The following is a 12380-nucleotide window of genomic DNA, read 5'->3' as shown; positions in this document are numbered from 1 at the left end:
GAGGGGTACCTGGGCCGCTTCGGGGCGCGCCGGTCACACGTTGGGCACCTTCAGCCTGTCCCAGCTGACCTTGCCGGGGATGCCGTCCGCGTCCTTGCCCTTGAAGCCGAGCTTGTGCTGCCAGGCGGCGTAGGAGCGGCGGTCCGCCTCGGTCCACTCCGGGCTCGGGCCCTCCTCGTAGCGGCCGCATCCCTCGGCGACCAGGCGGCGGCCCATCGCGGTGATGATCGGGGACTTCTGCCCGATGTGGAAGAAGCCGCTGCCCGGGAAGGGCTCCAGCTTCGGCTTGGGCGCGGGCTTCGGGTCCGGCTCGGGTGCTCCGCCGCCCCCGCCCTTGAGGCGCTGCGCGATGCGCTTGCGCATGCCGTCCATGGTGAAGCCGCGCGGATCCTGCTTGCCGGGCTGCCACTCCTTGTGCCCGATCACCGAGCGCTCGCTCCAGCCGTGGTGGCGGCAGATCGCGGCGGAGACCTTCTCGATGGCCTCCTTCTGCGCCTCGGGCCAGGGGTCCTTGCCGTCGCCGAGGTTGACGCACTCGAAGCCGTAGAAGTGGGCGTTGCCGTCGGTGTCGGCCTCGTTGTCGTGCGGCAGCTTGGACTCGTTGACCACGGCACGCAGGACGTCGCTGTCGCCGAGGCCGGCGTGGTTGGCGCGGCCGTTGCCGACGAGGTGGATGTGGCCCTGCTTGTCGATGACGCCGTGGCACAGCGGGCCGGGCAGCCCGGAGTAGCCGTTGTAACAGATGCTGACCGAGTTCTCGGTGCCCTTGGTGACGGTGTGGTGGATCATCACGCCGTTCACCGGGCCCCAGGGGCCCTTGCTGTTGCGGTTGTGGGTGCGCCAGCTGCGGACCTCGTGGACCGTGAGGCCCTCCTTGCGCAGGATCTCCACCAGCTTCGACGCGCTCAGGGGCTTGGCCATCACTCGTCTCCTTCCGCCGCCGCCTCCGCGTCCGCAGTGGTCTGCGACCTCCCGCCGGACGGGTCCTCCGCGAGCTGCTCCTCGCGGCGGGCCTGTTCCTCGGCCGCGAGCGTCGCCTCGTCCGCGGCCGGGATGCTGCTGGCCTGCGGGTTGAAGGCGAGGCGCAGGTCCACGGTGCCGCCCTCGCCCTTGACCAGCGCGAGCGGCGCGAAGCCGCGGACGATGCCGGAGGGGCCCTGGAGCAGCGGACGCCGGGCCGCGTCCGCGGGCCACTGGACGCTGCCGGTGGCGGTGCGGGCGGGGATGATCCAGTGGTCGCCGGTGCGGTAGGTGGCGCCCTTGGCGAAGTACACCTCGACGCCGTCCTCCAGGGACAGCCACTCCCCCTCGGTGACGGGCACGGCTCCGCCCTTCAGGGCCGTCGTACGGCCCTTGCGCTTCGGCCCCTCGTGGTGGTCCCAGCGGCGCAGGAACGGGTTGAGGTGCGGCAGCCGGCCGACGGACCGGTCGGGCTCGGCGCTGAGACGGACGCGGCGGCCCGGCAGGTCCAGCTCCTCGACCCGGAGCAGGGGCAGGGGCTCGAGGCGGGAGGCGTACGCGGTGTCGACGAGCTCGACGTGGTCGCCGACGTCCAGGTCCAGCTTGTCGTCGTGGCCGAGAGAGGCCAGCTGCACCCAGGTGCCGTCGAGTTCGTCGACCGGGAAGACCACCGAGCCGTTCTCCCGGGACCACTTGAAGGTGGCGTCCTTGGCCGCGCCGCCCGCGTGCACCTCCACGCGGTACAGCTGGTTCTCCTGGCCGCGGTAGCGGGCGTCCGGCTTGACCAGGCAGGGGTCCTCGTCGGCGTGATCGGGCCGCTCGCTGCGGGCGGCGAGGCGCGCGCCGGGCGTGGCCTGCTTCTGGGCCCACTTGTCGAAGGCGGCCCGTACGACCTCCTTGGAGGGGTCGGTCTCCTCGATGTCCAGCGCGGCCAGCGACAGCGGAAGCACCTGCCAGACGACCTTCACCCGGGCCGCGGTGTCCGGCATCGCGGCGCCGAGGGCGACCTCGCGCAGGGCGGGGTCCTCGGCGGCGGAGACGGAACGCTCCCACACGTTCAGATAGACCACGAACGGCGATGTGGCGGGCGAGGGCAGCCGGTCGCCGGGCTTCTCCGGGTCACGGAAGCCGTCGGGCTGGTCCCAGTACGTCCAGTACGCGGGCGGGGCGGCGGTGTCGTCCTGCTCCTCGGCGTCCTCGTCCGGGACCGGCACCCCGGGCGCCGGGCGGGTCGCGTCGAGCAGGATGCCGTCGACGTAGTAGCGACCACCGTGGATGTGGAGGGTGTCGATGTCGTGCTTGCCGCCGATGTACTCGATCCTGAAGCCCGCGGCGTCACGCGGCCCGCCGTGCCGGCCGATCAGATCGGCGGCGAGGGTGCGGGCCTGGTGCAGCTGGATCGCGGTCTGCTCATTGATGTCGGCGTCGAGCTGGACGCGGCCCTGTTGGGCGATGACCGCCGAGTAGCGCCGCTGCGGGCGGAACGTGAGGCGGGAGAGATCAGCGTGCATGAAGGGGGTCCCCCTGGTTCAGGAAAGTGCGGGTAGGGCTTACGGCGGCGGCGCTCACATGGCGGTTCATGTCACGAAGAAGATCCCGGCGTCGGTGCCCGCCGGGGTGTACTCCGCGAGCCGTGCCCTGAGGCCGTCCTCGCGCTGCGGCCGGTACAGGTCGTGGAAGGAGCCCATCTCGGCGCCGTCGTCGCAGCCGCGCCGGATCTCGGCCGCGCACCGATCCGCCAACAGCCCGTACCAGGGCGTCCCGTAGCGCTCGGAGGTGAACAACGGCCGTACACGACCGGCTTGTTCGGGACCTGCCAGGTCCGGCTGGCAGCGGTACCGGCGCGGGGTGCGCGACCCCGGCGGCACGTACGAGTACCGGATGCAGCCGATGCCGCGCCGGGCCACATGGAGGCGGCCGGTGAGGATCGAGTTCTCCGCGATCTCCACGGCGTGGGTGAAGATCTCGCCGATGACCGTGGTGCGGTGCAGATGCAGCACCGCGTGGGCGTGGCGGCAGTCCGGTGCGGAGAGGGCCTCGCGGTTCGGTCCTGTGGCGTCGAGGATGCTGTCGCGCAGGTGGATGGCGAGAGGGTCCTCGCTCACCTCGTCGCCGATGACCTCGATGGTGCCGAGGATGCTGTGCTCGATCTGGAGGCACGCGGTGGTGCGTTCCAGGACGATGCTGGGCTCCTCCGGCGAGTGCGGGTCGCACTCGGGTTCCAGAGACCAGCCGGGCACGAGCGTGGAGTGCCGTACGACGACGGCGCCCATCGGGCCGGTGACGTTGATGCCGCGTCCGGCGACCAGCAGCCCGTCCAGGACGATGCGGGGCCGCTCGTGCGGGGCGCAGTCCTCCGACACGGCACGGATGTTGAGGGCGTCGGGGCGGTTGCTGTACCAGTCGAGCAGCCGTATCACCGGCCGCGTGCCCTCGGCGGCGCGCACTTCGAGACGGTCGCCGGGGTCGAGGTCGAAGTCCAGCTGCTCCTGGTAGGCGCCGCTGTGCGTGATCTCGATGATGCCGTCGGGGCCGGTCCGGTCCGCGCGCCGGTCGTGCTGCCAGGCCCGGTAGGCGTCCATGATCTGCCGATACGGCTGCCCGGGCCCGACCCGGTAGAACTCGGCCTCCGGACGTGGCTCACGATCGGCCCGGTCGTACTCACCGCCGCCCATGTCCGCGCCGAACGCGTAGTGATAGTCCACCCACACGCCCTGCCGGGGCGCCGACCGCGACCCGAACGCGATCCGCCCGAGCTCCGGGTCGACGGCGACCTGGCCCCGCTTGGGCCGGTAGCGCCAGTCGGACAGGTCGGCGACCACGATGTCGGACGGCGGTACGGGCTGGTCCTCGCCGTCGCGCCGGATGACGAGGCTCTTGCCGGGACCGTAGTAGTCGGTGAGCCGGTCGTGCAGCTGACGGCGGGTGACGAATGCCGGGACGTTGTCGATGGTCGCGATGTGCGTGGGCGACGGCTCCGGGAACGGCTTGGTGACCAGCGGGGTGTCGTTGCCCAGGATCGAGAAGGTGTAGAGGTTGCGGGCGCGGTCGATGCAGTACGCCGGGGACTGGGTGAGCGAGTGCGCCTTCAGCCGCCAGACGAAGAGGGCGACCCCGGCGGGTGTCCAACCCCCTTGCCGATGGCGGGAGTTGGCGCGTCGTACGTCGACCGTCCGCGCCGTCGCACCGAAGTGGCCGCCCGCGAGATCAAGGGCGGAGTTGTCGCGCAGGTCGACGAGCCGGCCGCGCTCGGTGCGGTGCCCTGCGCCCAGCTTCACCGGCTGGGTGTGGGAGACCTGCCGGGACAGCTCGACGGCGCGGGCGGGCCAGCCGGTGACCTGGTCGGAGAGTTCCTCCAGGAGGTGGAGGGTGCCCTTGCGGCGGCGGTTGGCGACGGTGGCGGCGACGTCTGCGCGCGGGGCGACGGCCTCGGCGAGGGCGGCCCGGCCACCCTCGTGCAGGCCGGTCGTCAAGACCCGCTCATAGCCGGGCAGGGTGCGATAGCCGACCAGGTCGCCGAGGTACGGCAGCGCCCAGGGGGCGGCCGTCTCCACGAACAGATCCTCGTAGCCCTGCTCGACGCCGTCGCGAACCCGGTCGAGCTGTTCGGCGATCACCGCGAGCAGCGCACGCAGCGGCTCACCCTCCTCCGCGTCGCGCAGCAGATGCCAGCGGGGCAGCAGCGCGGCGAGCCCGTCGGGTTCCCTGGACGTGGTCGCCGGGGCAGCCGTCTCCAACTCGACGTCCGGGGACATCACTTGACCTCCGTCAGGATCAGGGTGTCCGCGGCCTTCGGCGACAGCATCGCGAGCTGGGCCGGGCGGATACCGCGGAAGAGGAACACCGAACGGCCCTTCGCCAGGCGCCGGGTGTCGGTGATGTCGGGGTTGAGTCGCAGGAGTTCGGCGAGCGGAACGCCGTACTCGGCGCAGATCTCGGACAGCGTCTCGCCGCCCGCGGCGCGGACCGTGTGGGTCCTGACGTCGTACGTCGCCGGGTGCGCCGGGACCGATGTCCTGGGCGGGCCGGGATCGGTGAGGATCCCGGTCAGCTCCGCGGGCGTGGCGGACGCGGGGACGCCGGTGAAGACGTCGACGTCCACATAGTCGACGCCGGGCACGGAGTGGGCGGAGGCGAGGACGTCCGAGAGCCGAGCCGGTCGGCCCAACTCCCTTCCTTCGTAGCCGAGTCGGGTGAGGAGCGCCTGGCGCAGCCGCGGCTCGACGATCTCCCAGGCGTGGTCGGGGGCGACTTTCACCTTGGCGGCGATGAGCAGCAGGACCAGCTCACGTACGTCCACCCGGACCGGGAGGTTCATGTCCCCGTACTCGGTGAGCGCGCCGCGCAGGGCCCGGAGCGTGTCCGAGTCTCCGTCGATCGGCACGTCGTCGGTGCCGGCGACCGTCACATGCAGCACCCGCCGCCGCCCGTCGAAGAGTTCGCGCGCGGAGGCCCGGCCGATGCCGGCGCGGGAGCGGGCGAAGTCCTCGTAGTCGGACTCGGAGACCAGCCGGTCCAGTGCGGAGACGGCGAGCGGGATCGTCCGGCGGGTCAGGCCGGGGCCGTCGGCGTCCGCGCCTCCCTTCGCCGGGCGCGGGTTGGTCACCTGGGTGACGCCGAGCGGCCGGGTGAGGGGCTGGGTGACGCGGTCGGCGGCGACGTTGGCGGCCTTGCCGGTGCCGAAGCGGTAGCGGGCGCGGATGTTCTCGTGACCGGAGGGCAGCCGGGCGCCGTTGATCCCGTCGCCGAAAGTCACCGTCGTACGGCCGTCCGCGGTGGAGCCGGTGATGTGGACCCGCTCGCGGGGGCCGCGTCCGGCGAGGCTGTCGACCTCGTGCCACCGGACGCCGTCGACCCGGATCTCAAGGACCGGTGTGGCGCCGAGGGGGTTGTCGTCGGCGAGCCAGGTCAGCGGGGACTGCCACAGCGCGAACGTCTGGTTCACCCGGTCCGAGTCACCGCTGCCGATGGCCTCCTCGCGGCTCTCGCCATGGGTGGCCTCGACGACGTTGCCCAGGACCTTGACCGTCTCACGGCGGTAGCGGTGGGCGAGGTCGGCGGTCAGGGTCAGGCGTGTGTGGACGTGGTCGCCGGGCAGGTGCGGGTCGACGGCCGGGTCCGCGGCGGCGATGACGACGACCTCGGTGGCCTGCACGCCCGCGGTCCCCGGGATGTCGCTGCGCTCACCGCTCACCATGAGCGTGCGGCCGGGCCGCAGCCCGTCGTGGAGCGTCGCGAGTTCGATCTCGTTGCCGTGCACGTCCTCGCCGAGTGGTTCGTCGGCGAGGCGGAGCGGTTCGCCGGCCGCGTGCACGGTGGTGTCGCGGATGTGCGAGAGCAGTACGTCGAACTCGTCCAGCCATGGGTCGGCGAGGGTGAGTTCGGTGCCGCGTCCGGTGATGCCGTAGTTGGTGTACGCCGCCGTACGCGCCGCGACGACCTGGGTGGTGACGAAGGCGAACTTCTTGTCACCGGGAATGCCGTTCTCGGCGCCCTTGGCGGGGCGCCGGACCGCGACCCAGCTGCCGACGGTGATGCCGGTGTGCACCGTGTCAAGCTGGAGAACGCGGCGGTTGAGCGGCTCCGGCTTGCCGGCGATCACGATCTCGACGTTGGGCTCCGTGCTGCCCACGGTGTACCGGAGGCTGATCTCGTACTCGCCGAGATGCAGCGGCTTGTTGTCACCCGGGCGCAGGGCGACCGGCGGAGCCGAGCCGACCATCACATGGACGAGCCCCTCGTCGTCCGGCCCGGACACGAACAGCGTCTGCTCGGGCAATCCCGAATGCAGCCGGGCCCTCACCCCCGCGTCCTGGGCATCGGCGGCACGGCGGCCCAGCCAGTGCAGTTCACGGTCCTGCGCGGCGACCCCGGACAGGTCGACCTTGCCCGAGCCCAGGTCGAACTGGACCGGTGCGGCGAGAGGCAGGTTCTCGGCCCGCTGGTCGGAGCTGCTGCCCTCGACGTACTGGAGCTCGGCGCGGACCTGATTGCGGCCCGCAGGGTCGTACACGACGCGCATGCTGACGAGAACGGCACCTGTGAGCGGCCAGTCGGCGGTACGGATGACCCGGCCGCGGTCGTCCTGGACCGGCTTGAGCGGAGCCGTGGCACCGAAGGGGGCGGCGGTGACCCGCATGACGAGCAGTTCGCGCAGGAGTTGGGGGGTGCTGGGGGCGGCGGCGGTGCGCCAGGCGGGGTAGAGGGTGCCGAGCCCAGGGTTGAGGGCGGAGAGCAGCCGGGCTGTGTCGCTACCGGGGAGCTGCGAGCCGCTGCCGCCACGGGGGGCGGGGGTAGAGGCACGCAGGGCCGGGAGTACAGTGCCGAGAGCCACAAAAGCAGCGGCACGCCCATCGCTCCCAAGGGGCGCGGGGCTGTATCGATGTGCGGCTCCGCCGCGGGGCGCGACCAGCCCCGACGGCGCAGCAGACGAACGACTACCCGGCTCTTCCGTCTGTGCCGGTGCCAACTCCGAAGCTCGCTCGGCAAGTTCCGCCAGCACTGCCTCCAACTGCTCGAACCAGCCAGCGACATCCTCGTACGGCTCAGCCAACACCTGAGCCTCACCAAGCCTGGCCACCGGCTCGGCGAGCCGCGCAGCCAACCGCTCAGGACTCTTGATCCCGTCCAAATCCTCCCGCAGCGGCGCGAGAACCTGATCCTCGAAGTCCTCGATCAGCCGACTGACCGGCCGAGGATTCGGCACCTCGGGTGTGGGCGGTTCGTCGCCCGGATCACCCGGCACCGCGGGGTCGGCGGTCCAGCGCCGCACCTCGTCCACGAGCTCCTTCAGCGTCGGCGGCGCCGACTTCGGCAGGGAGATCGCCGTGATCTCGTCCTCCCTGTCGATCCGCGCCTTCGCGACCGGCAGCAACTTGCGCTCGCCGCCCGCCTGTTCACCGAAGACGAAGAGAAGCTGGTCGCCGGTCTGGAGCGAGTTGGCCGTGCCCTCGACGAAGATCTCCGAGCGGCGCTCCAGGTCCTCGGGCGTGATGAGCGACGGCCGCCGACGCCGCACCTTCAGCTCGTTCCAGTCCCAGCGAGCCGTCAGATCACGGCTCGTCTCGAAGGTCAAAGACTCCTCGTCGGCGGAGGCCGGCACACTGTGGCTGCGGGCCCCGCCAGGGATCAGCACCGGCAGCGACTCGGCGCGCGGGTCGCGTTCCAGGGTGTACGCGAGGTGCGTGGCGGCGGCGACGCCGGGCCGCGGGCGGTGGCCGACGAGACGGCCGAGCAGGACCAGGGAGCGGTGCTCGTTGGCCGTACGGATGTAGGCCTCGTCCGCGATCCGCTCGGAATGGAAGGTGAGCAGGTCACCGAGGACGGCGGTGGCGTCGAGCAGGCCGATCGCCGGGTCGTCCGGGGTGCGCACGGTGAGGCCCTGGAGGGCCGGGTACGCCGGTGAGGCGAGCCGGTCGAGCAGGGCCTCGCGGAAGGAGCCGTACTCGCCGACGCGGTAGTCGAGCGCGGTGCGGCCGGGCGGGTTGTGGACGGGAGCCGGGGCGAGGCGCTCGTCGTGGCCGCTGCGGCAGGCACCGCCGCAGCGGCAGTCCTCCGTGATCGGAACCTCGGTCATCGCGCACCTCCCAGGGAAATCGCCAGCCGGCCGTTCTCCGGCCGGTCCGGGTCGTTGTCGCAGGTGGCGATCTCCAGCGGGCCGAGCCGCAGCACGCCGTCCTCCTTCTCTCCTCGGTCCGGTTCGAACAGCCTGCGCAGCCGGGTGACCTGGACGCTCTCCACGCCGGGCACGGCCGCCGCGACGGCGACGAGACGGCTGAGCCGCACCGGCTCGCCGAAGGTCAGCGCGTCCGGGTGGAAGAAGCCCCGCACACCGCTGCCGAGGACGCGGTACAGCTCGGCCAGGATCTGCCCGTGCTGGTGGCCCGGCTCGGCGCACACGGTGAGCGCGATGTCCAGCGGGACGAGTCGCGCGGCGCCGACGACGAGGTCGTGGCCGATGCGCCGGTACGGCTCCAGCGCCTGGGCGACGGAGGTGATCAGCTCGGCGGTCGGGGCGCCGGCGCCGTACGCGTCGACCGCGACGTGCGCCTCCTGGACGCTGCCGGTCCAGCGCAGGTCGGCCGCCGCCCGCTGGACGCCGGGCAGGGCGGAGGCGAGGGCCGCGTAGTCCTCGGCTGTGACCGCGCGCAGCCGGGTGCGGCGCAGGTCGAGCGGGGCCAACTGGCGTACTTGCTCGACGGGTTCGGGTTCCGTGCCGCCGACGGCGGGCAGCGGGTTGCGGACCACGGCGGCGGGCGGGGGCGTGCAGTCGGACTGGACGACGAGGTGGTTGATGGCCTCCGCGCCGACGTTCCCGGCCGTGCCGCCGCCGAGCCGGTAGTGCGCGGCGAGCCGGGACCCCGGCGTCGGCCTGGCGCCGTGCCCCCCGTCGCCGAAGCGCAGGGCCAGGCGGCCGTCGTCCTCCAGCTCACCGACGAAGTGCCGGTCGCGCGGTCCGCTGTCGAGAAGGTCGCGACGCGCCTGCCAGTTTTCGTCCTCGGCCGTGCGGAGGCGTACGGCGGGCAGGGCGCGGCGCGGGTCCTGGTCGAGCGCGGCGGTCGCGGAGCCGCGCAGCACCAGCTCGTCGGGGTGCAGCCCGGCGGCGTACGACGGGCCCCAACTGTGGGCGATCTCCCAGGCGATGTGCCCGTCCAGGACGGTGCCCGCGCGGGCTCGCGCCGTGAGGACCTCGATCCGGCGCAGCTTGGCGTCGAGCAACTGGTCGCTGCGGAAGAGGAGTTCGCGCAGGGCGCGGACGGGGTGGCGGTGGAGTTCGATGTGCTCAAGGATCCTGAGGCCGTAGATCACCGTGAGTTCGGTGATCTCCGGCTCGGCGAGGCCGTCCCGGTCGCGGGCGCTGCGCCAGAGCTCGACGAGCCGCTGCCGCACCCGCCCCGGAATCGCGCCGATCCGCTCGGCCTGCCCGGCGGCGACGGTGCCGAGGTCCGGGAACGGCACCGCCTGTACGACGGGCGTGCGTCCGAGGACGGGCCGGAAGCGGGGACGGATGCCCGGGTGGACGGACTGCGCGAGGAGGGTGCGCAGGGCGGCGGACTGGGCGTACGCCGTGCCGGGCACGACGCGTTCATGGCGCTGGCCGGCGCGTTCCAGACCGATTCCGGCCCTTGTGGTCGCCGCCTCGCCGACCACCTGGAACAGCTCACGGATGTCGTCCGGGGTCAGTGTGTCACCGGACTCCGCCTTGTCCGTGAGGGAGTTGACGAGCCGGGCGGGTGCGTTGCCCTCCTCGCGGTCGTAGCACCCGAAGGCGGGCGCATCGCAGAGCGCGACCTCGGCGGGGACCTGCGGGACGGTGAACGTCTCGGGCAGCCCGTGCAGGGTGCGGCCGTGGTCGACCAGGACGACGTTGCCGCGGGCGAGGGACACGTCCCCGACCGGCAGACAGTCGCGCCCGCCGCGTGTCGTCAGACAGAGCGGGAAACGCAGGGCGTCCTCGGCCGCCCAGGAGATCTCCAGGACCGGCTGGTCCTCGATACGGTCCACGGCCGGGGTGACGGAGGTCAGCCGGACGGCCTGGCGGTGGCTCGGGTCGGCGTCGCCGGGGGTGCCGGTGCGCGGCCCCTTGACCTCCTCCAGGACGAGCAAGTCCCCTGCCCTGAGGTCGAGTCGACGTTCCCGGCACGTCTCCTGGTCGACCCACTCGTCGCGCAGGGTGGCGGAGGTGGCGCCCTTGGGCAGGGTGCAGACCTCGCCGCCCCACGTCCACAGCCGGATGGCGTTGTGGGCGACGCGCAGCTCCAACTGGTCCTCGGTGACCACGGGTTCGAAAACCTCCACCGAACCGCGCTCGTCGAGGTCACCGAGGTCGGCCTCGCTCACGACGGTGCCGGGCTCCGGGCGGTCGTGCGGATCGAGGGTGCGGACGTCGACGGAGGCGAAACGGAAGGTGCCCGGAGCGAGCGTGTGGTCGCCGGCGGTCTCGACGGCGACGTAGGCGCGGGCCGTGCACCCGTCGTGCATCGCGTAGTCGATGAGCCGCACATGCCGTCGTACGGAGACCCGGCGCCGGGCGGTGTCGAGATAGGCCTCGGTGGCGACCGCGTCCTGCTGGTAGCTGATCCGGTCACCGGTGTACGCGAGCAGTTCGACCAGGGTCACGCCCAGGTCGGCCGGGTTGCGCTCGACCCAGTCGGGCGTGGTGAGCGCGAGCCGGTCGAGGAGCAGCTTGCGGATGGTGTCGTAGTCGCGGGCGGTGTAGTCGATGACCGGCGCGGCGGGAAAACCCTCGGGCTCCTGGTCGACTTCCTTGCAGTCGAAGGGAGTCGGGCAGTCGGGTCGGAAGACGAAGCCGGCGCTGTGGTAGCGCTGGTCGAAGCCGCGGTAGGGCTCGGTCCCGGGCCGTCCGTACGGGTCGGTCTCGACGAGGGAGAGCCGGTAGCGGGAGGTGTCGCCGGCCTGGTCGAGGGTGACGTAGAGCCGGTCGTCGAGCTCGGGGTCCTCCTCGCGCTCCACGCTGACGTCGACGGCGGTGATGCCGGTGACGCGCCGGCCGCCGTCGATGCGGACGTTCTCGGGGCCCAGGCCGTGCGGGGCCTTCCCGAGGAAGCTGACGGTGAGCAGCAGTCCGTCGTCGCTGACCTCGACGGAGTCGACCCCGTTGAGCTGCGCGGCGCGGACCTTGGCCCGGCGCGAGGTGACGGTCGTACCGGTCATGCCGTGGCCCTCCCTTCGAAGACGTCGTCGCGGCGGGCACCGTCGGCGCGGATGACGTACGACAGATGGACGCGAACGACGTTGTCCTCGCTGATGACGTCGAGTGCCTCCACGTCGATCAGGTCGCCCAGCCAGCGCTGGAGCGAGGCCTGGACGGAGAGTTCGAGGGTGCTCATGAGTTCCGGGCTGGTGGGGGCGAAGACCAGGTCGAGGAGCCCACAGCCGAAGTCGGGGCGCATCACGCGCTCGCCGGGACTGGTGAACAGGAGCTGCTCGATGAGGTCGTGGACGTGCTCGCCGCGGGTGGCGTGCGCGGTGCGGCCCCGGCGGTCGGGGCGGAAGGGGAACGCGATGTCGGAACGGGTGACCGGCCTGGTCATCGGATGGACACCTCCTGCTGCGCGGCGTTGACGACGGGTGGTCCCTGTGCGACCAGGGCCGCGCTGAAGCACTGGGCCGCGGAGGTGTCGAGCAGCACGGAGGCGCCCGCGACGGTGACGCCGCTCGTGGCGGCCGTGAACCGCACGGACACGCATGGCTGCGGCACACCGTTCACGGTGTGCAAGCAGCCGGCGACGGTGTAGGTATGGGCGGCGGTGGCCGCCGCCCGGCCGCCGATCAGCACCGCCGGGGACGGCATGTGCGCCGGTGTGGCGCGCCCCCCGTGCGGGCAGCTGATCACCGTGTCGGCGGCCAGCAGCTTCCCTGATCCCCCGGAAGTCCCGGATATCCCGGACACGTTCGTC

Annotated in this window: 7 protein-coding genes; all 7 read right to left on the bottom strand. The window is 72.4% G+C overall.

The window, feature by feature from the left end:
• Nucleotides 1–33 precede the first annotated feature (33 nt).
• The 7 genes from ACFPQ9_RS31220 to ACFPQ9_RS31190 all read right to left on the bottom strand — a co-directional run bounded on the left by ACFPQ9_RS31220 (nucleotide 34) and on the right by ACFPQ9_RS31190 (nucleotide 12373).
• Nucleotides 34–921, bottom strand: a complete 888-nt coding sequence (locus ACFPQ9_RS31220) for a peptidoglycan-binding protein (protein ID WP_380860858.1) — start codon at nucleotides 919–921, stop codon at nucleotides 34–36.
• Entirely contained in the window at nucleotides 921–2471 is a 1551-nt protein-coding gene (locus tag ACFPQ9_RS31215; RefSeq protein WP_380860855.1) for a DUF6519 domain-containing protein, read from the bottom strand. The genes ACFPQ9_RS31220 and ACFPQ9_RS31215 overlap by 1 nt, the downstream gene beginning before the upstream one ends.
• Before the next feature lie 66 nt (nucleotides 2472–2537).
• Nucleotides 2538–4715 carry a hypothetical protein gene (locus ACFPQ9_RS31210; protein ID WP_380860852.1) on the bottom strand — a complete coding sequence of 726 codons (2178 nt, stop codon included), beginning with the start codon at nucleotides 4713–4715 and terminating at the stop codon, nucleotides 2538–2540.
• On the bottom strand, nucleotides 4715–8536 hold the full coding sequence (locus ACFPQ9_RS31205; protein ID WP_380860849.1) for a putative baseplate assembly protein: 3822 nt from the start codon (nucleotides 8534–8536) through the stop codon (nucleotides 4715–4717). The genes ACFPQ9_RS31210 and ACFPQ9_RS31205 overlap by 1 nt, the downstream gene beginning before the upstream one ends.
• On the bottom strand, nucleotides 8533–11634 hold the full coding sequence (locus tag ACFPQ9_RS31200) for a putative baseplate assembly protein (RefSeq protein ID WP_380860847.1): 3102 nt from the start codon (nucleotides 11632–11634) through the stop codon (nucleotides 8533–8535). Before ACFPQ9_RS31200 ends, ACFPQ9_RS31205 begins: the two co-directional genes overlap by 4 nt.
• The gene (locus tag ACFPQ9_RS31195) at nucleotides 11631–12014 is read right to left on the bottom strand and encodes a GPW/gp25 family protein (protein ID WP_380860844.1); all 384 of its coding nucleotides are present in this window, start codon (nucleotides 12012–12014) and stop codon (nucleotides 11631–11633) included. The genes ACFPQ9_RS31200 and ACFPQ9_RS31195 overlap by 4 nt, the downstream gene beginning before the upstream one ends.
• Nucleotides 12011–12373 carry a hypothetical protein gene (locus tag ACFPQ9_RS31190; protein ID WP_380860841.1) on the bottom strand — a complete coding sequence of 121 codons (363 nt, stop codon included), beginning with the start codon at nucleotides 12371–12373 and terminating at the stop codon, nucleotides 12011–12013. The genes ACFPQ9_RS31195 and ACFPQ9_RS31190 overlap by 4 nt, the downstream gene beginning before the upstream one ends.
• Nucleotides 12374–12380: the final 7 nt, after the last annotated feature.

Source organism: Streptomyces coerulescens, from assembly GCF_042657965.1.
Lineage (GTDB): Bacteria > Actinomycetota > Actinomycetes > Streptomycetales > Streptomycetaceae > Streptomyces > Streptomyces coerulescens.
The sequence above is the reverse complement of the archived record's forward strand: the minus strand, read 5'-3'. Positions and strand labels throughout refer to the sequence as shown.